The 19,393-nt window shown below is 53.0% G+C and carries 19 protein-coding genes; 7 read left to right on the plus strand and 12 right to left on the minus strand.

Annotation, left to right across the window (positions count from 1 at the left end; translation table 11 throughout):
- Window positions 1-6: 6 nt before the first annotated feature.
- From hyfG to ACJHWR_RS12495, 9 genes are all read right to left on the minus strand, one after another.
- Entirely contained in the window at window positions 7-1,722 is a 1,716-nt protein-coding gene (hyfG, locus tag ACJHWR_RS12455) for a hydrogenase 4 catalytic subunit HyfG (RefSeq protein WP_001102312.1), read from the minus strand.
- Window positions 1,712-3,292, minus strand: coding sequence for a hydrogenase 4 subunit F (hyfF, locus tag ACJHWR_RS12460; protein ID WP_000122529.1), 1,581 nt, complete (start codon window positions 3,290-3,292; stop codon window positions 1,712-1,714). Before hyfF ends, hyfG begins: the two co-directional genes overlap by 11 nt.
- A 4-nt stretch (window positions 3,293-3,296) precedes the next feature.
- Window positions 3,297-3,947 carry a hydrogenase 4 membrane subunit gene (hyfE, locus tag ACJHWR_RS12465; RefSeq protein ID WP_000147993.1) on the minus strand — a complete coding sequence of 217 codons (651 nt, stop codon included), beginning with the start codon at window positions 3,945-3,947 and terminating at the stop codon, window positions 3,297-3,299.
- Between the two features lie 11 nt (window positions 3,948-3,958).
- Window positions 3,959-5,398: a hydrogenase 4 subunit HyfD gene (hyfD, locus tag ACJHWR_RS12470; protein ID WP_000429084.1), complete on the minus strand. Its 1,440-nt coding sequence runs from the start codon at window positions 5,396-5,398 to the stop codon at window positions 3,959-3,961.
- 16 nt (window positions 5,399-5,414) lie between these two features.
- Window positions 5,415-6,362 carry a hydrogenase 4 subunit HyfC gene (hyfC, locus tag ACJHWR_RS12475; protein WP_001361594.1) on the minus strand — a complete coding sequence of 316 codons (948 nt, stop codon included), beginning with the start codon at window positions 6,360-6,362 and terminating at the stop codon, window positions 5,415-5,417.
- Between the two features lie 10 nt (window positions 6,363-6,372).
- Window positions 6,373-8,391: a hydrogenase 4 subunit B gene (gene hyfB, locus ACJHWR_RS12480; protein ID WP_000339473.1), complete on the minus strand. Its 2,019-nt coding sequence runs from the start codon at window positions 8,389-8,391 to the stop codon at window positions 6,373-6,375.
- Window positions 8,391-9,008 carry a hydrogenase 4 subunit HyfA gene (hyfA, locus tag ACJHWR_RS12485; RefSeq protein WP_012311936.1) on the minus strand — a complete coding sequence of 206 codons (618 nt, stop codon included), beginning with the start codon at window positions 9,006-9,008 and terminating at the stop codon, window positions 8,391-8,393. Before hyfA ends, hyfB begins: the two co-directional genes overlap by 1 nt.
- Before the next feature lie 252 nt (window positions 9,009-9,260).
- Window positions 9,261-9,731 (minus strand): thioredoxin-dependent thiol peroxidase, encoded by a 471-nt coding sequence (gene bcp, locus ACJHWR_RS12490; protein WP_001068682.1) that lies wholly within the window; start codon window positions 9,729-9,731, stop codon window positions 9,261-9,263.
- Entirely contained in the window at window positions 9,731-10,303 is a 573-nt protein-coding gene (locus tag ACJHWR_RS12495) for a glycine cleavage system transcriptional repressor (RefSeq protein WP_000176187.1), read from the minus strand. Before ACJHWR_RS12495 ends, bcp begins: the two co-directional genes overlap by 1 nt.
- Before the next feature lie 145 nt (window positions 10,304-10,448).
- On the opposite strand from ACJHWR_RS12495, the gene dapA reads away from it, so the two are divergent.
- From dapA to ypfH, 6 genes are all read left to right on the plus strand, one after another.
- Entirely contained in the window at window positions 10,449-11,327 is an 879-nt protein-coding gene (dapA, locus tag ACJHWR_RS12500; RefSeq protein ID WP_001295469.1) for a 4-hydroxy-tetrahydrodipicolinate synthase, read from the plus strand.
- A gap of 16 nt (window positions 11,328-11,343) precedes the next feature.
- Complete coding sequence (gene bamC, locus ACJHWR_RS12505) at window positions 11,344-12,378, plus strand: outer membrane protein assembly factor BamC (protein ID WP_001297320.1); 1,035 nt, start codon at window positions 11,344-11,346, stop codon at window positions 12,376-12,378.
- 212 nt (window positions 12,379-12,590) lie between these two features.
- Complete coding sequence (gene purC, locus ACJHWR_RS12510; protein WP_001295467.1) at window positions 12,591-13,304, plus strand: phosphoribosylaminoimidazolesuccinocarboxamide synthase; 714 nt, start codon at window positions 12,591-12,593, stop codon at window positions 13,302-13,304.
- A 167-nt stretch (window positions 13,305-13,471) separates the two neighbouring features.
- Entirely contained in the window at window positions 13,472-14,335 is an 864-nt protein-coding gene (locus ACJHWR_RS12515) for a neutral zinc metallopeptidase (protein ID WP_001267498.1), read from the plus strand.
- 14 nt (window positions 14,336-14,349) lie between these two features.
- Window positions 14,350-16,365: a tRNA cytosine(34) acetyltransferase TmcA gene (gene tmcA, locus ACJHWR_RS12520; RefSeq protein WP_000829312.1), complete on the plus strand. Its 2,016-nt coding sequence runs from the start codon at window positions 14,350-14,352 to the stop codon at window positions 16,363-16,365.
- A gap of 73 nt (window positions 16,366-16,438) precedes the next feature.
- Window positions 16,439-17,137: an esterase gene (gene ypfH, locus ACJHWR_RS12525; RefSeq protein WP_000679812.1), complete on the plus strand. Its 699-nt coding sequence runs from the start codon at window positions 16,439-16,441 to the stop codon at window positions 17,135-17,137.
- Window positions 17,138-17,217: 80 nt separating this feature from the next.
- Here ypfH and ACJHWR_RS12530 read toward each other — a convergent pair whose 3' ends face one another.
- The 3 genes from ACJHWR_RS12530 to ACJHWR_RS12540 are packed head-to-tail and all read right to left on the minus strand — an operon-like array spanning window position 17,218 to window position 18,933.
- Window positions 17,218-17,418: a YpfN family protein gene (locus ACJHWR_RS12530; RefSeq protein WP_000383836.1), complete on the minus strand. Its 201-nt coding sequence runs from the start codon at window positions 17,416-17,418 to the stop codon at window positions 17,218-17,220.
- Window positions 17,419-17,445: 27 nt separating this feature from the next.
- Window positions 17,446-18,573 carry a succinyl-diaminopimelate desuccinylase gene (gene dapE / locus ACJHWR_RS12535; RefSeq protein ID WP_001277801.1) on the minus strand — a complete coding sequence of 376 codons (1,128 nt, stop codon included), beginning with the start codon at window positions 18,571-18,573 and terminating at the stop codon, window positions 17,446-17,448.
- Between the two features lie 3 nt (window positions 18,574-18,576).
- Complete coding sequence (locus ACJHWR_RS12540; protein ID WP_000258253.1) at window positions 18,577-18,933, minus strand: ArsC family reductase; 357 nt, start codon at window positions 18,931-18,933, stop codon at window positions 18,577-18,579.
- Window positions 18,934-19,313: 380 nt separating this feature from the next.
- On the opposite strand from ACJHWR_RS12540, the gene ypfM reads away from it, so the two are divergent.
- Window positions 19,314-19,373: a protein YpfM gene (gene ypfM / locus ACJHWR_RS12545; protein WP_001386977.1), complete on the plus strand. Its 60-nt coding sequence runs from the start codon at window positions 19,314-19,316 to the stop codon at window positions 19,371-19,373.
- Window positions 19,374-19,393 lie beyond the last annotated feature (20 nt).

A 19,393-nucleotide genomic window follows, 5' to 3' on the forward strand; every position in this document is an offset into this window, starting at 1 on the left:
CTGTCCTTACTTCAGCGGCGAACGGTTACGATCAATGCCGTAGCGTTCGATCTCTTTATACGGCACGGTTTTTGACTGGCGCTTGCGCACATCAACCAGCGTCACACGGTCGGTACAGGAGTAACAGGGATCAAGGCTACCGATAATCAGCGGTGCGTCAGAAACGGTATTGCCGCGCAGCATGTAACGCAGCACTGGCCAGTTGGCGTAGGTGGCGGCACGACAGCGCCAGCGGAACAATTTTTGGTTATCACCGAGCATGCTCCAGTGCACGTCTTCACCGCGTGGCGCTTCAACAAAGCCCAGCGCGAATGCGTGAGGTTTATAGCTAAAGCCTTCGGTCAGCAGTGGGGTATCCGGCATGTTGTCGAGGGCAAATTCCAGCATTGCCAGCGAATCAAACGTCTCTTTGACACGGACCATCACGCGGGAGAAGACATCGCCGCCGGTAAAGGTAAACAGCGTTTTGGGAATATTACCGTAGTCGGCGTAGGGGTGATCAAAGCGCAAATCACGGGCAAAACCACTGCCGCGGATCAGCGGCCCGACAGGGCTATAATCACGGGCGATTTGTCGGTCGAGAATGCCAATGCCCTGAGTGCGTTGTTCCATATTCGGCGTGGCAAGCAGCATCTCTACCAGCTCCGACACGTCGGCGCGCATCTCGCGCACCAGTTTCAGCGTTTGCAGACGTTGCTCTTTGAGAATATCGCGGCGAACACCACCAATCAGATTCAGACCGTAGGTTTTACGCGACCCGGTCAGCAATTCCGCCATCGTCATCGACTTTTCCCGCACGCGGAAAAATTGCATAAAGCCGGTATCAAAACCAACAAAATGGCAGGAGAGGCCAAGGTTGAGCAAATGACTATGCAGCCGTTCGACTTCCAGCAGAATCGAGCGAATAGTATGCGCTCGTTGCGGCACCTCAATCCCCAGTGCATTTTCAACCGAGTTGGTATAGGCCACACTGTGGGCAAAACCGCAAATCCCACACACGCGGTCGGATAAGAAGGTCACTTCGTTGTAGCCCATCCGCGTTTCTGCCAGTTTCTCCATGCCGCGATGGACATAAAACAGGCGGTAATCAGCATCGACAATTTGCTCGCCATCCACAAACAAGCGGAAGTGACCTGGTTCATCGGAGGTGATATGCAGCGGGCCGACAGGGATCACCCGCGCATCGCTGTTGCCCTCGTTGATAAACGGATACGTTTCGGTATCAGTCGTCGGTTCTGGGCGCAGTCGATAATCCATCGCGTCTTTGCGCAGCGGATGCATATCTTCCGGCCAGTCATCGGGCAACACCAGCCGACGCTGATCCGGCAGGCCAACCGGAATCAGCCCGTACATATCGCGAATTTCTCGCTCGCCCCAGACCGCGGCAGGGACGCGCGGTGTGACTGACGGAAACTCCCGACTGTCGGCATCGACCAGTGCCTTCACCACGATCCAGCATTTTTCGGCCCCTTCCATAGAAAGGGCATAATAAACCGCGTAATGACCGTTAAGTGTCCGCTCGTCGTTGCCAAACAGGACTGGAAGCCAGCCATCATGTTGATAATAAAGATAATGCACAACGTCAGGCAGCAGATTGATTTTCACCGTAATGGTGACCTGTTCAGGCGTTTGTCGCTCTTCATCCAGCACCGCGCCGGGGAACTGCGTTTTCAGGGCGGCGAGAATCGCTTCGCCACGATTTGACGATGAATTAACGTTCACTGTGTTTCTCCGAAACAGATGCGGTGCCTGAAGGCAAAAAATCATGCCAGGTGCTACGTTGTGCAGGCAGGTCGTGCGTCCCTGAGAGGACTATAGTGGAAGCGCCCGCCAGGATCCTGATGACAGGTTGTGGAATATGCGTTCCCATCGCCAGCATCATGACCAGCAGAATCACCATTGGCGAGGTGGTCAACCAGCCAAGTTCACCCCGGTTAACGGCCTGCGGCGGTTTCGCCATTAACACCCGCGCAGCCATCCGTACCAGGCCCGCCAGCACCAGCGTTAACAGCAATAACAGCAGGACGATAAGCAGCAGATGATTACGCGCCAGCCCTGCGGTAACGGTCATAAATTCGCTAAGAAAAATGTTGAAGGGCGGCATCCCGGCCAGCGCCAGCGCACCGCCGCCAAACAGCACGGCGGTAAATGGCATGATTTTGAGCATTCCGCAGACGACGTTGAGATCGCGCGTGCCGTACTTGAGCAGTACATTGCCGGAACCGCAGAACAGCAGCGTTTTTGCCAGACTGTGGTTTAAGGTGTGCAGCAGCGCGGCAAAAATTCCCAGCGGCCCGCCAATGCCTAACGCCACCGCGACCAGTCCCATGTTCTCCACGCTGGAGTACGCCAGCAGACGCTTAATGTCCCGCTGTACCAGAATGAAAAATGCCGCCACGGCAACCGACAACATGCCGAAGATGAGCAACAACCGGTTGGGGAAATCGCTGCCGATGGCCTGGCAAATAATGATGTAATAGCGAATCAGCACCAACAGCGCGCAGTTCAGCAATACGGCGGAGAGCAGGGCGCTGACCGGACTCGGCGCTTCACTGTGAGCATCTGGCAGCCAGGCGTGCATGGGGAATAGCCCGGTTTTAGTGCCAAAGCCAATTAGCACAAACACAAAGGCCAACAGCATTAATGTTGGGTCAAGCAAGGACGATTGCTTAAGAACCTCGCTCCAGAATATCGCCATTTCTGCCTGCGGCATAACGCTGGCGGCGTTGGCGTATACCAGCACGGTACCGAACAGACCAAAAGCGACACCAACAGTACAAATAATGATGTACTTCCATGCAGCTTCCAGCGATGAACGCTGACCGTAAATGCCTACCAGAAACGCCGAGCTTAAGGTGGTGGCTTCGATCGCCGCCCACATCACAATCAGGTTATTGCTGGTAACAACCAGCAGCATGGTGAACAAAAACAGATGGAAGAAACCGTAGTAATCGCACAGCGTAACGGGTGAAAGCTCGCCGTGCTCCACTTCATGACGCATGTAGCCAATCGAGTAAACACCGGTGAGAAAGCCAATCACACCAAGAATGGCGAGGAACAAACCGCCCAGACCATCAATATGAAGCCACAGTCCCGCAGCGAATATTTCTCCCGCATCAGCGGCTGTTTGGACCACCCAGAGTGCCAGAATCAGCAGCAGTGTGATCCCTAAGCTATGTAATACTGTCACCGCGCGAGTCGGAGAGTGCCCCCGTTTCCGGCAGGCAAAACAGAGCAGCGAAAAAAGCAGCGGCGTGAGCAGGAGTAAAGCGAACATCACAGAATAACTCATCTCATTATCCCTTCAGCGCGGTCAAGTTGTTCACGTTCAGCGTGCCGTGGGTACGCCATATTTTTCTTGCCAGTAACACCATCACAATGACGGCGAAGATGGCGTCGGTAGCGATACCAATTTCCACCAGTTCCGGTGCACGCCAGGCAAGAAGCGCCAGCACCAGATGGGAGCCGTTTTCCATCAGGCAGTAACCAAAAATTTGCCGCAGGATATTGCGCTGGCTGACAATGCACAGCAGGCCAAGCAGAAAATGACCTAACGCCACCGCCAGCGCCGGTTTCAGCCCGGTAGCCATCGGTAGCTTCACGGGCTGAACGACAAATGCGCAAAGCAGGACAATTAACGCCGCGAGCAGTGTCATCATTGCCGGACCGAATAACGCTTTTTCCGGGAGGTTCTGGGGAATATTTCGTGCAGCGTAAGTCATGATTAACGGTACCAGCAGCACTTTGGTGATAAAGGCGCTGGCGGACCAGATCAGCAGTTGCTCTGCGGCGAACAGGCACGAGAGAGTGGCGAAAATAGACACCAGCACCAGCGACTGGCAGGCGTAAAATCCGCATGACAGGCGATAGCTTTTGACACTAATCACAAACAGCGATGTCAGCATCATCAGTCCCGCCAGATTATTTACGATCATAGAACCGGTCATTCATCATCTCCTTACTGCAACCAGGTCGCGGCGATTACGCTGGAAATCAGCGACATCACAATCAGTACAATCAACACCAGGCGCATTGATCCTGGCAGCGGTGCGGCATCGGCGACGGCCTCGCTCGGTTTGCCAGGCACGACGCGACCAAACCAGCGAATAAACCAGGCGAAACTGGCGACCGATTCAATCATCAGCAGAATCATGGCGGGCAGCAGGATCCAGTACTCCACTGACAACGAAAAACCGGCAGCAAACAGCGGGAATTTACTGAAGAAGCCGTTGAACGGCGGTACGCCAGTAATCGCCAGCGCGGCTACGCAGAAACCCACGCCTGGCAACGGCAGGGTGTGCAATACGCCACGCAGACGCGGCAACAAGCGCGTGCCGCAGCTGTAACTCAGCGCACCTGCTACAAGGAAAAACAGGCTTTTAGCGAACGCGTGGTTGACGATGTAGGCGATGCTGCCCTCCAGCGACAGCCGCGAGCCGAAGATGGAGAGCGACAAGCCGAAAAACATCCAGCCAAGTTGAGTGATGGTCGACCAGGCCAGCAACCGCTTCATATCCTGCTGTGGCAAATACATCAGGAAGCCGTAAAGAATGGTGACCAGTGCCATAACCATGCCAACGCCGCCAATCACATGCGGGATATTGCCGCCGTCGATAATGGCACGGGCAAAAATGTAAACGCCCACTTTCACCATCGATGCGGCGTGGAGATAGGCGCTGATCGGTGTTGGCGCTTCCATTGCATCCGGTAGCCACGCTTGCATCGGTAGCTGGGCCGATTTCCCCCACGCGGCAAACAGAATGCCGCCATAAACCAGATAACGTGCGTCGCCGTGTAACTCGCTCATCGCGCTAAGCGCAAACGTTCCGGTCTGCAAAAACAGCGTGGCGGCGGCAAGATACAACCCCAGCGAACCGATATGAGTGATAAGTAACGCTTTTAGTGCTGAACGCTGCGCTTTATCGCTCTGGTAATAACTGATCAACGCCCAGGAGCAGCCGCCCGTAATTTCAAAAAACAACAACTGACCGAGCAGCGTTGAGGAGAGTACCAGTCCCGCCATCGCGCCGATAAACACCAGCAAAAATGCGTAATAACGATTCGTGCCGTTATGCGGGTGTTCGCGATTTTTATCCGTCAGATAACCCGTGGAGTAGATCGTGACCAGCAAACCGAGGAACACCACCACAAACAGAATCAGCGTACTCACGCGATCAATGACCAGGCCAAACAACGCCACATCCCCCACGTTGACCAACGTCAACGTGACGGCAACTTTATCGGCCTGATAAAACGCGGAGATCAGCGACAACATGCACAGCGTGGTCAGCGCGGCGAACAAAATCCCCCATTCGGCGGCCCGACGTTGTGGCGAAAACGAAACGACCAGTGCGCCGATAAAAGGCAGCAATAACGTCGTCAGAGCAAGATTTTCCATATTCCGTCAGTGCTCCTTACAGACCGGTTAACCAGAAGACCCAGGCAAGCGCAGCAAGGCTGAAGCCAAGCCAGGTCACATGGTGAATGAGTAAAAAACGCCCGCGTGCCAGCGTGTTTTCTGCGATAGAGGCCAGAACAAAAATCAGCAAAACCTTGAGCAGCGTAACGACAAGTGAAGTCAGCAGGCAGGTGAGAGAAAGCTCTTGCGCGCGCCCAAAGGGCAGAAACAGGGCCACAAACAGTGATGCCATCACGACCTGTTTCAGCCCCAGCCCCAACTTCGCCAGCGCCAGCCCGGCACCGGAATATTCGGTCAGCGGGCCTTCCTGTAATTCCTGTTCTGCTTCAGCAACATCAAAGGGAATTTTTCCCATCTCAATGAAGCAGGCAAAACCACAGGCCAGTAACGCCAGTACGGTGGTTAGCGGCGAGTTCCAGCCCGTCGCCAGCGTCTTGCTGATCATCTCGATATGCGTGGAATCCGCTATCAGCGCCAATACCAGCAGTGAGAGAATGAGCATGGGTTCGACCAGAATGCCGAGCGTTAACTCGCGACTGGCACCGATTCCCGCAAAGGGGCTTCCGGTATCCAGCCCGGAAAGAGCAAAGAAAAAACGAAATAGGGCAAGAAGATAGATAAGGGTGATCAGATCGCCGCCGCCCGCAAAAGGGGAAACAGTAATAAATAGTGGTAGGGCCATCGCCAGCACCAGCATGCTGCTGATTAATACCCACGGCATCAGGCGGAACATCAGACCTGAAGATGTCGGCGCAACTTCCTGGCGTTTAAACAGTTTGTGGATATCGCGATAATCCTGCCAGATCCCCGGTCCGCGACGGGAGTGCATACGCGCGCGTATCTGCCGGGAAATCCCCGTAAAAAGCGGGGTTAGCGCCAGCAGAATCACGGCCTGTGCTAACGCAAAAATGATCAGATATCCGTCGCAAAGAGTTTGTCTCATGGTGATTTCCTTAGACGGCAATAGCGATTAGCAGCACAACCAGTGCGGCGACCACATACAGGCAATAGAGACGAAAGTCGCCGCTTTGCAGATGCTGTATTTCTTTGGCCAGCCGTTGGGTGGCGCTCACGATGGGGCGGATCACCCGCTCATCCCAGAAGGGTTCTGTGCTCTGAGCCCTGGCGGTGACGTGCGCAAGACCTTTGTTCAGCCTCAGCGTAGGGTCGAGCTGTTGTCGTAGACGAAATAGCGCACAAAAGACCACACGCAGCGGCTGCATCACGCCATTGCCTGACGGGGCCATCGCATTATCCCAGCCGTAGCCGCATGCCCAGGCATCTCCTGTGCGACGAAACGCTGCGCGGCGCGAACGACACCACAGCCAGTAAAGGCCAGGCAGCAAAGGCATCGCCAGTAGTAACAGCAACAGTAATGAGGGAGTGACCCGTGTATGAAACGTGCCGGGTACAAGTGCTATTCCGCTGGCGACAGTGACGGGAGGGGTATTGGTAAACGCATGGGCAATGTGCATTATCTTCGGTGCCAGCCAACTGGCACTAAGCGCAATGAATACGCAGAGTGCCGCGAGCAGTAGCATGGCGACGATCATCGTATTTGGCACGTCCTGTGCCTCTTCAGCGTGTGTACTGCGCGGCGCACCACAGAAAGTAATGCCGTACATTTTGACGAAGCACATTACTGCCAGCCCACCAGTGACTGCCAGCATCACCATAGCAATAGGACCCGCAAGTTGTAGCGCTACGGCTTCCACACGACTTAGTGAGAACAGCGACTGCCAGGTGTACCATTCGCTGATAAAACCATTCAGCGGAGGAATGGCTGATATCGCGAGGCAACCAATCAGGCATGCTGCGGCTGTCCACGGCATCCGTTTTGCCAGTGCCCCCATTTTTTCCATGTCGTGGGTATGCAAACGCGAAATAATCGCACCCGCGCCGAGAAATAGCAGCCCTTTGAACAGCGCATGGTTGAGCAGATGAAACAGTGCGCCGAGCAGTCCAACCATGGTGAGCAGCGGGTCGTGCAGTGACAGACCGACCATGGACACACCGACCGCCAGCAAAATAATGCCGACGTTTTCGACGGTACTCCAGGCCAGCAGCCGTTTGATATCCTGTTCCGCCAGCGCATACAGCACGCCCAGGAGCGCGGAGATTGCGCCGATCGCCATCACCAGAATGCCCCACCACAGCGGCAAACCCGTTTGCGCCAGCAGATCCATCGCCACTTTCAGGATGCCGAAAATACCGATTTTGACCATTACGCCAGACATCAACGCCGAAGCGTGCGATGGTGCGGCAGGGTGAGCGCGCGGCAACCAGCTGTGCAACGGCATCATCCCGGCTTTCGCGCCAAAACCGAAGAAGGCCAGCAGGAACACCGCCGACGCCAGCCCCGGAGAAAGTGAAAGCGTGCGGAAACTGGCAAAATCGAGGCTGCCGCTTTCGCGCCCCATCAGCAAGAAGGCGATCATAATCAGCACCGATCCGGCGTGGGCGATAAAAACGTAGAGCATGCCAGCGTTGATTGACGTTTTATCCTGCCTGGCAATGACCAGAAACCAGGAAGACAGCGACATCATTTCAAACAGCACGATGAACCAAAAAGCGTTATCCATCACCAGCAGGGCAACCATCGAGGCGATGAAAAGATTCATAAAGAAGCCCATCGCCGCCGCGCCTTTGCCCTCGTATTCGCGCATATAAGTCAATGAATAGAGCGAACAAACCACCACCAGCAAGGAGATAACCAGCACCATAAATGCCGAGAGGCTATCCATTCGCAGGGTTAAATCGGCAAAGTCAAAAGGCGTGGCAAAACGGGCGACTAAAGTTACGCCTGCATGTAATTGCGTAATTCCGCTGATGATGCCAATCACGCCGCCCACCAGCGATGTGATGCCGGAAAGCTTAATAGCCAGTCTGTCCAGACCGAGTAAAAACAGCGAAGCCAGACTGGCAAACAGATAGAGGATCAGCGACCAGGTTAATAATTGCAGGGCATCCATTAGCGTTGCTCCTGAGTGAGGGAAAGGGGATCCTCCCCGCCATTGGCAAACCAGCTTGCGGCAAGGCGCTGTTTTTCTTTCATCTGACGTTGCAGTCTATCGTCGGTGATCAGCCGTAACGCCTGATTCGGACAAGCGCGAACGCAGGCCGGACCTTCTGGCAAGAAATCACACAGGTCGCATTTCACCGCGACGGTCTGGACACCCGGTTCCCAGCGCAGCAAAGCATGTTGGGTCGACACGTTTTCTTCGCCGTCTTTGAGTGAGCCCTCAGCCTGAAAAACATATTGCGCAGGGGCATTCACCGGACGGCTTCCTGAAGCGCTGATTGCGCCAAATGGGCAGACCACGGCGCAAAGCTTGCAACCAATACAAAGGCTTTCGTTGAGTTGGATCGCATCATCCCTCTGGGAGATGGCATTGACCGGGCAGACCTGCAGGCAAGGGGCTTCCTCACAGTGATGACACACGACAGGGGCAGTGAGTGTTGACGTCTTCGCCAGGGCCAGGCGCGGGTGTTGCTGTAAACCTTGCGTTTTATGCACGTCCGAACAGGCAGCGAGACAGGTATTACATCCTGTACACCACAGTGGTTCGGCCACCACAAAGCGGTTCATGTCGGCTCCTTGAAAATGATATGAAACATTGCATTTCATATTGCATAAAGAATGCCAGTCTGATTAATTTAATATATTCAATAAGTTATGAATTAACTGTATTCTGAACGGTACAAAAATGATGGTCATTAACGTTCAGCAATAAATGGATTCGACACCCGTGTCGCAGGGGAAAGCGAGAATGTGATCTTGATCACGAGAAGTGAGGTGTGCTGGCCGCAAGCACAGCCAGCACGGAATGGAGCAAAGTAATCAGGCGTGTTCTTTCAGCCAGTTCAGCACAACGTCGTGGTGATTGCTGGTTTTGAAATCGTCAAAGACATGTTCGATTTTGCCATCAGCGTCAATCAGGAAGCTGATGCGATGAATACCATCGTAGGTTTTGCCCATGAAGGACTTTTCACCCCAGACGCCGAATTGTTCGCACACCTGGTGGTCCTCATCAGACAGGAGCGTAAAGTTAAGCAGCTCTTTTTCCGCAAAACGGGAGAGTTTTTCGGGTTTATCGGTGCTGATACCCAGCACATCGACGCCCGCTTTTTTCAACTCATCCATGTTATCGCGTAAGCCGCAGGCCTGTACGGTACAGCCGGGGGTCATGGCTTTCGGGTAGAAATAAACCAGAACACGCTGTCCCTGGAAGTCGGTCAAATTAACTTGTTCTCCGTCTTGATCCGGCAAGCTAAATTTCGGTGCGATATCACCGGCTTTCAGTGGATTCATTACTTAACTCCATCCTGTTCATCATGTTGGGAATAATTGACGACGTTAATACTGCCTTGTGCATTGAGTTCTGTACATAGGGCTTTGAACGCTTGCTCAATATTTGCTGCGTCCGCAGATGCGGGGCTGTGGGCAGTTATCTGAATATGCAACTGCGCAGCCCGTTCATTTTCAGCAGGTTGCGTGCGCGACACCAGCTCCGCAATGTTCATATGATGCGCGTCGAAAAGTGCTGTGAAGCGTTCAATTAAATGCGGGGAGTCTGCCACATCGACCTGAACCCAGACAGATGCTGGCATTGGCGGACGCGGACGCGCCGTCGTGCGCTTCATCACGATTAAAAGATCCAGTTCGGCACCTTTCAACGGTAACGTTGATTCAATCAGAGTAATGGCATTCCATGAACCGGAAAGCAGCATGATAAACGTGAACTCTTCTCCCAGCATCGCCAGGCGACTGTCTTCAATATTACAGCCGCAACTACTGACATGACGGGTGATGGTGTTCACTATTCCAGGGCGATCGGCACCCAACGCAGTGATCACCAGATAATGTTGCGATGACAGTGTCAAACTGGTTATTCCTTCAAGGGGTGAGTTGTTCTTAAGGAAAGCATAAAAAAAACATGCATACAACAATCAGAACGGTTCTGTCTGCTTGCTTTTAATGCCATACCAAACGTACCATTGAGACACTTGTTTGCACAGAGGATGGCCCATGTTCACGGGAAGTATTGTCGCGATTGTTACTCCGATGGATGAAAAAGGTAATGTCTGTCGGGCTAGCTTGAAAAAACTGATTGATTATCATGTCGCCAGCGGTACTTCGGCGATCGTTTCTGTTGGCACCACTGGCGAGTCCGCTACCTTAAATCATGACGAACATGCTGATGTGGTGATGATGACGCTGGAGCTGGCTGACGGGCGCATTCCGGTGATTGCCGGGACCGGTGCTAACGCTACTGCGGAAGCCATTAGCCTGACGCAGCGCTTCAATGACAGCGGTATCGTCGGCTGCCTGACGGTAACCCCTTACTACAATCGTCCGTCGCAAGAAGGTTTGTATCAGCATTTCAAAGCCATCGCTGAACATACTGACCTGCCGCAAATTCTGTATAATGTGCCGTCCCGTACTGGCTGCGATCTGCTCCCGGAAACGGTGGGCCGTCTGGCGAAAGTAAAAAATATTATCGGAATCAAAGAGGCAACAGGGAACTTAACGCGTGTAAACCAGATCAAAGAGCTGGTTTCAGATGATTTTGTTCTGCTGAGCGGCGATGATGCGAGCGCGCTGGACTTCATGCAATTAGGCGGTCATGGGGTTATTTCCGTTACGGCTAACGTCGCAGCGCGTGATATGGCCCAGATGTGCAAACTGGCAGCAGAAGGGCATTTTGCCGAGGCACGCGTTATTAATCAGCGTCTGATGCCATTACACAACAAACTATTTGTCGAACCCAATCCAATCCCTGTGAAATGGGCATGTAAGGAACTGGGTCTTGTGGCGACCGATACGCTGCGCCTGCCAATGACACCTATCACCGACAGTGGTCGTGAGACGGTCAGAGCGGCGCTTAAGCATGCCGGTTTGCTGTAAAGTTTAGGGAGATTTGATGGCTTACTCTGTTCAAAAGTCGCGCCTGGCAAAGGTTGCGGGTGTTTCGCTTGTTTTATTACTCGCTGCCTGTAGTTCTGACTCACGCTATAAGCGTCAGGTCAGTGGTGATGAAGCCTACCTGGAAGCGGCACCGCTTGCGGAGCTTCATGCCCCGGCTGGAATGATTTTGCCGGTGACCTCCGGTGATTATGCAATCCCGGTGACCAACGGTAGTGGTGCTGTCGGTAAGGCGCTGGACATTCGTCCACCAGCCCAGCCGCTGGCACTGGTTTCTGGCGCGCGTACCCAGTTCACGGGCGATACCGCTTCATTGCTGGTGGAAAATGGTCGTGGCAATACTCTGTGGCCGCAGGTGGTTAGCGTGCTGCAGGCGAAAAACTACACCATCACCCAACGTGATGATGCTGGTCAGACACTGACCACCGATTGGGTACAATGGAACCGTCTGGACGAAGACGAGCAGTATCGTGGTCGTTATCAAATCTCTGTTAAGCCGCAGGGTTATCAGCAGGCGGTTACGGTTAAACTGCTGAACCTGGAACAGGCGGGCAAACCGGTTGCAGACGCGGCTTCCATGCAGCGTTACAGCACGGAGATGATGAACGTTATTTCCGCCGGTCTGGATAAATCTGCCACTGACGCCGCGAACGCTGCGCAAAATCGTGCCTCCACCACTATGGACGTACAAAGTGCAGCTGATGACACCGGTTTACCGATGCTGGTCGTACGCGGGCCGTTCAATGTGGTTTGGCAACGTCTGCCAGCGGCGCTGGAAAAAGTGGGCATGAAAGTGACCGACAGCACCCGTTCGCAGGGTAACATGGCCGTAACTTACAAGCCGCTGTCTGACAGCGACTGGCAGGAACTGGGCGCGAGCGATCCAGGCCTGGCATCCGGTGACTATAAACTGCAGGTTGGCGATTTAGATAACCGCAGCAGCCTACAGTTCATCGATCCGAAAGGTCATACTCTGACTCAGAGTCAGAATGACGCGCTGGTAGCTGTCTTCCAGGCTGCGTTTAGCAAGTAAAAATACAGGGCTGGAGTCATCCGGCCCTTTTTTCTGATATGATACGCAAACGTGTGCGTCGGCAGAAAAACGCGATTTTAGCGGTAATTCGCACGAAATTTGTTTGTCGGACGTAGGTCGGATAAGGCGTTCACGCCGCATCCGACAAAACATCTGGCACACCAGACAGCAATAGATTTTAAAACGTTAATTCACACCCAGGAGTGATAAAGATGCAAAAGCAAGCTGAGTTGTATCGTGGTAAAGCGAAAACCGTATACAGCACGGAAAACCCGGACCTGTTGGTGCTCGAATTCCGCAATGATACGTCAGCAGGGGATGGCGCGCGCATTGAGCAGTTTGATCGCAAAGGTATGGTGAACAACAAGTTCAACTACTTCATTATGAGCAAACTGGCTGAAGCGGGTATCCCGACTCAAATGGAGCGTCTGCTCTCCGATACCGAATGTCTGGTGAAAAAGCTGGATATGGTGCCGGTTGAGTGTGTCGTGCGTAACCGTGCTGCTGGCTCTCTGGTGAAACGTCTTGGAATCGAAGAAGGTATTGAGCTGAACCCGCCACTGTTCGATCTGTTCCTGAAAAACGACGCCATGCACGATCCGATGGTCAACGAATCTTACTGCGAAACCTTTGGCTGGGTGAGCAAAGAGAACCTGGCGCGTATGAAAGAGCTGACCTACAAAGCGAACGACGTGCTGAAAAAACTGTTCGATGATGCTGGTCTCATTCTGGTCGACTTCAAGCTGGAGTTTGGTCTGTACAAAGGCGAAGTGGTTCTGGGCGATGAGTTCTCCCCGGACGGCAGCCGCCTGTGGGACAAAGAAACGCTGGAGAAAATGGACAAAGACCGTTTCCGCCAGAGCCTCGGTGGCCTGATCGAAGCCTATGAAGCCGTTGCCCGCCGCCTGGGTGTACAGCTGGACTGATTTTTCTATTCATCATCTTGCCGTGCTGCTGGCACGGCAAGACAACCGCTCTCATAAGATGTGCATTGAACGCTCATTCCTCCGCCATTTCATCCCGCTTTCCTGTGGTAATCTTCCTCTGAACCACCTACGATCATTTCTATAATGAATATATTGTTGAGGTATCTATGCGTTGGCAAGGGCGACGTGAAAGTGACAATGTTGAAGACAGGCGCAATAGCTCCGGCGGTCCGTCAATGGGCGGTCCCGGTTTTCGCCTGCCAAGCGGTAAAGGCGGGCTGATTTTACTGATAGTCGTGCTGGTTGCAGGCTACTATGGCGTTGATTTAACCGGGTTGATGACCGGACAGCCGGTTTCCCAACAGCAATCAACGCGGTCAATTAGCCCTAATGAAGACGAAGCCGCAAAATTCACCTCGGTGATTCTGGCAACCACGGAAGACACCTGGGGACAGCAATTCGAGAAGATGGGTAAAACCTATCAGCAACCGAAGCTGGTCATGTACCGTGGAATGACGCGTACCGGCTGCGGGGCGGGACAGTCCATAATGGGGCCATTCTATTGCCCGGCGGATGGCACAGTTTATATCGATCTCTCCTTCTATGATGACATGAAAGACAAACTTGGCGCGGATGGCGATTTTGCCCAGGGGTACGTTATCGCTCATGAAGTCGGTCATCATGTGCAGAAACTGCTAGGCATCGAGCCGAAAGTTCGTCAACTGCAACAAAACGCGACGCAGGCGGAAGTAAACCGCTTATCTGTGCGTATGGAACTCCAGGCCGACTGTTTTGCCGGTGTCTGGGGGCATAGTATGCAGCAGCAAGGTGTTCTGGAAACCGGCGATCTGGAAGAGGCGCTGAACGCGGCGCAGGCCATCGGCGATGACCGTTTACAACAGCAAAGTCAGGGGCGAGTAGTACCAGACAGTTTCACTCATGGCACTTCTCAGCAACGCTACAGCTGGTTTAAACGTGGTTTCGACAGCGGCGATCCGGCACAATGCAATACTTTTGGTAAAAGCATTTAACTTCCGGGGCAGGGATGGCTGAACTGACTGCGCTTCACACATTAACAGCGCAAATGAAACGTGAAGGGATCCGCCGCTTGCTGGTGTTGAGCGGGGAAGAGGGTTGGTGTTTTGATCATGCGCTTAAGTTGCGTGATGCCTTACCTGGCGACTGGCTGTGGATTTCGCCGCAGCCAGATGCTGAAAACCACTGTTCTCCCTCGGCACTACAAACTTTACTTGGGCGCGAGTTCCGGCATGCGGTATTCGACGCCCGCCACGGCTTTGATGCCGCTGCCTTTGCGGCACTTAGCGGAACGTTGAAAGCGGGAAGCTGGCTAGTGTTGTTACTCCCTGTATGGGATGAGTGGGAAAACCAACCTGATGCCGACTCGCTGCGCTGGAGTGATTGCCCTGACCCTATTGCGACGCCGCATTTTGTCCAGCATTTCAAACGCGTACTTACGGCGAATAACGACGCTATCCTCTGGCGGCAAAACCAGCCGTTCTCGTTGGCGCATTTTACTCCCCGTACTGACTGGCACCCCGCGACCGGCGCACCACAGCCAGAACAACAGCAACTCTTACAGCAGCTACTGACCATGCCATTGGGCGTGGCGGTGGTAACGGCTGCGCGTGGGCGCGGTAAATCGGCGCTGGCAGGGCAACTCATTTCTCGTATTGCGGGTAGTGCGATTGTCACCGCGCCCGCAAAAGCGGCAACGTATGTACTGGCACAATTTGCGGGCGAGAAGTTTCGCTTTATTGCACCGGATGCCTTGTTAGCCAGCGATGAGCAAGCCGACTGGCTGGTGGTCGATGAAGCCGCAGCCATACCTGCGCCGTTGTTGCATCAACTGGTATCGCGTTTTCCTCGAACGTTGTTAACCACTACGGTGCAGGGCTACGAAGGCACCGGACGTGGTTTTTTGCTGAAATTTTGCGCTCGCTTTCCGCATTTACACCGTTTTGAACTGCAACAACCGATCCGCTGGGCGCAGGGATGCCCGCTGGAGAAAATGGTCAGCGAGGCACTGGTGTTTGACGATGAAAACTTCACTCACGAACCACAAGGTGACATCGTCATTTCTGCTTTTGAACAGACGTTATGGCGAAGCGAACCAGAAACGCCGTTAAAGGTATATCAGCTATTGTCTGGCGCGCACTACCGGACCTCGCCGCTGGATTTACGCCGGATGATGGATGCACCAGGGCAACATTTTTTACAGGCGGCTGGCGAAAACGAGATTGCCGGAGCGCTGTGGCTGGTGGATGAGGGGGGATTATCTCAACAACTCAGTCAGGCGGTATGGGCAGGTTTTCGTCGCCCTCGGGGTAATCTGGTGGCCCAGTCGCTGGCGGCGCACGGCAGCAATCCACTGGCAGCGACATTGCGTGGACGGCGGGTAAGCCGGATAGCAGTTCATCCGGCGCGTCAGCGGGAAGGCACAGGGCGGCAACTTATTGCTGGTGCTTTGCAATATACGCATGACCTCGACTATCTTTCGGTGAGTTTTGGTTACACCGGGGAGTTATGGCGTTTCTGGCAACGCTGCGGTTTTGTGCTGGTGCGAATGGGTAATCATCGTGAAGCCAGCAGCGGTTGCTATACGGCGATGGCACTGTTACCGATGAGTGATGCGGGTAAACAGCTGGCTGAACGTGAGCATTACCGTTTACGTCGCGATGCGCAAGCTCTCGCGCAGTGGAATGGCGAAATGCTTCCCGTTGATCCACTAAACGATGCCGTCCTTTCTGACGACGACTGGCTTGAACTGGCCGGTTTTGCTTTCGCTCATCGTCCGCTATTAACGTCGTTAGGTTGCTTAATGCGTCTGTTACAAACCAGCGAAATGGCATTACCGGCGCTGCGTGGGCGTTTACAGAAAAACGCCAGTGACGCGCAGTTATGTACCACACTTAAACTTTCAGGCCGTAAGCTGTTACTGGTCCGTCAGCGGGAAGAGGCCGCGCAGGCGCTATACGCACTTGATGATGTTCGCACTGAGCGTTTGCGCGATCGCATAACGCAATGGCAATTTTTTCACTGACTCCTTCAATTTTCTCCCATGGTCATTGTGAGTCAGCGGCGTAAAATTAATGACATCAGTTAAGGAGTTCGCCATGAAACATGACCATTTTGTTGTTCAAAGCCCGGATAAACCTGCGCAACAATTGTTACTGCTTTTCCACGGTGTCGGGGATAACCCGGTGGCAATGGGGGAAATAGGCAGCTGGTTTGCGCCGCTATTTCCTGATGCGCTGGTGGTGAGTGTCGGAGGCGCGGAGCCGAGCGGTAATCCGGCGGGGCGTCAGTGGTTTTCGGTGCAGGGTATTACGGAAGATAATCGCCAGGCGCGTGTGGATGCCATCATGCCGACGTTTATTGAAACGGTGCGCTACTGGCAGAAACAGAGCGGAGTAGGGGCTAACGCCACGGCGCTAATCGGTTTCTCTCAAGGCGCGATTATGGCGCTGGAGAGCATTAAAGCCGAACCGGGCCTTGCCTCACGCGTCATTGCCTTTAACGGACGGTATGCGAGCCTGCCGGAAACTGCGTCTACAGCCACGACAATTCACCTGATTCATGGCGGTGAAGATCCGGTTATCGATCTGGCGCATGCGGTTGCGGCGCAGGAAGCGTTAATCAGTGCCGGTGGTGACGTGACGCTGGATATCGTGGAGGATTTAGGCCATGCGATCGACAATCGCAGTATGCAATTTGCTCTGGATCACTTGCGTTATACCATTCCGAAACATTATTTCGACGAAGCGCTAAGCGGCGGTAAGCCTGGCGATGATGATGTGATTGAAATGATGTAATAATAGCCGGGTAGGTCTGATAAGACTGTATCAGGCATCATGGCCGGATGCGGCGTTAACGCCTTATCCGGCCACTTAGCTTACTTCTTCGGTTGATCCTTTTTCGGCCAGTCGTCGTCATCGTCCCACTTATCGTTGAAATCACGATGCGGGGGAAGCTCCGGCTTGTTGGCGAGAAATTTCTTATGGTCGACGCGCTTGAGATCTTTAATCACGTTCAGCAGGACGCCTACCAAAAAGACAATCACCAGAATCCACCAATATTTAGCCAGCCAGTCCATGCTTATTTCCTCTTGCGGAACCACTCATCACGCGACGAGCTGTTCCATGATACGTTGATACATACGGGCAAGTAGCTGCAGGTCGGCAGCGTTCACACATTCATTAATTTTATGAATAGTGGCATTGACCGGCCCGAGTTCCACCACCTGCGCCCCCATGCGGGCAATAAAGCGCCCGTCGGACGTTCCGCCTGTGGTCAGTAGCTGCGGTTTAATTTCATTATAGTGCTCAACCGCGTTAACGACCGCATCCACCAGTTTACCGCGTGCGGTCAAAAATGGCTGCCCGGAAAGCCACCAATCCACCGTATAGCGCAGTTGATGTTTTTCAAGCAGGGCAAGTACCTGCGCTTTGATCATCTCATCCGTCAGTTCGGTGCTGAAGCGGAAGTTAAACTGCACAAACAGTTCACCCGGAATAACGTTGTTACTGCCCGTTCCCGCCTGAATATTGGCAATCTGCATACTGGTCGCCGGGAAAAATTCATTGCCCTGATCCCACTCAATAGCCACTAATTCATTAAGGAAAGGTGCTGCGCGATGTACCGGATTGTCAGCCAGATGCGGGTAGGCAACATGCCCCTGAACGCCATGAATGGTAAGGTTGCAGGTTAATGATCCGCGACGACCATTTTTCACCACATCACCTACCACTTCGATACTCGACGGTTCGCCGACCAGGCAGTAATCGAGACGCTCATTACGTGCCATTAACGCCTCGACGACTTTTACCGTACCGTTGTGGGCACTGGCTTCTTCATCAGAGGTGATCAGAAATGCCAGTCGCCCCGTATGGTTGGGATGTTGTGCGACAAAACGTTCTGCCGCTACCACCATCGCCGCCAGCGAGCCTTTCATATCTGCCGCACCGCGCCCGAATAACATGCCGTCACGAATGGTGGGTTCAAACGGCGGATTGATCCAACGGTCGGCGTCGCCAGGCGGCACCACGTCGGTATGCCCGGCAAAGGCTAACGTTTCACCTTGCCCACGCCATGCCCAAAAATTCTGCGTATCGGCAAAGTCCATGCGTTCAACGGTAAAACCGATCGCCTGCAAACGTTCAATCAACAAAGCCTGGCATCCTGCGTCATCAGGACTCAGGGAAGGGCGGCGAATAAGCTGTTGTGTCAGCTCAATAACCGGGCACGACATAGACTACACCTCATGGAAAAATTGCTGATAACTGGATTCACTGAAACCCAGCAGCATAGGCTTACCAGGCGCGCAGAGCAATGGACGTTTGATAATTGCAGGCATTTCAGTCATTAATGTCGCCGCAGAGGCCGCATCGGTGATTTTATTGCGGGTGGTTTCGTCCAGTTTACGCCAGGTTGTACCACGGGTGTTGAGTAACGCTTCCCAGCCTAATTCGTTGATAAAACCGTTCAATAATTCGCTGTCCAATCCATCGACGCGGTAATCATGAAAGCGATAGTCGATGTTATTGGCTTCCAGCCAACGGCGAGCCTTTTTAATGGTGTCACAATTTTTGATGCCGTAAAGTGTAACCATAATGAATCCTTTTTCGATTTATGAGAATAAATACTCATTTAAGGGTGAAAACATTTTGCCTGCAAATGATCATCAGGAAATATAACATTATCGAAGTATTCAAATTAACAACTATTAAATAACATTAAACATTTTTAACGTAAACATTAAGAATATTCATCTTGTTATCTGTCTGTATTTTAACCAGAATTAAATCAGTATTAGATGCCGTATGAATATCTCGAAATGTTGCTGTGTATCACATACAAATTATCACCGCAGGACCATAGTATTTACATAAGGTTTGTCCCCCGGAGGTAGTCATCGCAGCAATCGAGTAAATTAGCTTCACCACGGTATATTGTTTCCGTAGAATACCCATAATTATAAGAGAGGTTGTTATGATTGAACGTGAACTGGGGAACTGGAAAGACTTTATCGAAGTTATGCTTCGTAAGTAATTCCTGAGACAAAGTACAAA

This window comes from Escherichia sp. WS568, from assembly GCF_046486085.1.
Classification (GTDB): Bacteria; Pseudomonadota; Gammaproteobacteria; order Enterobacterales; family Enterobacteriaceae; genus Escherichia; species Escherichia coli.

Bases quoted from the DNA above. Each gene is read 5' to 3' on its own strand.
- hyfF (WP_000122529.1), bottom strand. From the start codon at position 3,292: ATGAGTTATTCTGTGATGTTCGCTTTACTCCTGCTCACGCCGCTGCTT.
- hyfE (WP_000147993.1), bottom strand. From the start codon at position 3,947: ATGACCGGTTCTATGATCGTAAATAATCTGGCGGGACTGATGATGCTG.
- hyfD (WP_000429084.1), bottom strand. From the start codon at position 5,398: ATGGAAAATCTTGCTCTGACGACGTTATTGCTGCCTTTTATCGGCGCA.
- hyfC (WP_001361594.1), bottom strand. From the start codon at position 6,362: ATGAGACAAACTCTTTGCGACGGATATCTGATCATTTTTGCGTTAGCA.
- hyfB (WP_000339473.1), bottom strand. From the start codon at position 8,391: ATGGATGCCCTGCAATTATTAACCTGGTCGCTGATCCTCTATCTGTTT.
- hyfA (WP_012311936.1), bottom strand. From the start codon at position 9,008: ATGAACCGCTTTGTGGTGGCCGAACCACTGTGGTGTACAGGATGTAAT.
- bcp (WP_001068682.1), bottom strand. From the start codon at position 9,731: ATGAATCCACTGAAAGCCGGTGATATCGCACCGAAATTTAGCTTGCCG.
- dapA (WP_001295469.1), top strand. From the start codon at position 10,449: ATGTTCACGGGAAGTATTGTCGCGATTGTTACTCCGATGGATGAAAAA.
- bamC (WP_001297320.1), top strand. From the start codon at position 11,344: ATGGCTTACTCTGTTCAAAAGTCGCGCCTGGCAAAGGTTGCGGGTGTT.
- purC (WP_001295467.1), top strand. From the start codon at position 12,591: ATGCAAAAGCAAGCTGAGTTGTATCGTGGTAAAGCGAAAACCGTATAC.
- ACJHWR_RS12515 (WP_001267498.1), top strand. From the start codon at position 13,472: ATGCGTTGGCAAGGGCGACGTGAAAGTGACAATGTTGAAGACAGGCGC.
- tmcA (WP_000829312.1), top strand. From the start codon at position 14,350: ATGGCTGAACTGACTGCGCTTCACACATTAACAGCGCAAATGAAACGT.
- ypfH (WP_000679812.1), top strand. From the start codon at position 16,439: ATGAAACATGACCATTTTGTTGTTCAAAGCCCGGATAAACCTGCGCAA.
- ACJHWR_RS12530 (WP_000383836.1), bottom strand. From the start codon at position 17,418: ATGGACTGGCTGGCTAAATATTGGTGGATTCTGGTGATTGTCTTTTTG.
- dapE (WP_001277801.1), bottom strand. From the start codon at position 18,573: ATGTCGTGCCCGGTTATTGAGCTGACACAACAGCTTATTCGCCGCCCT.
- ACJHWR_RS12540 (WP_000258253.1), bottom strand. From the start codon at position 18,933: ATGGTTACACTTTACGGCATCAAAAATTGTGACACCATTAAAAAGGCT.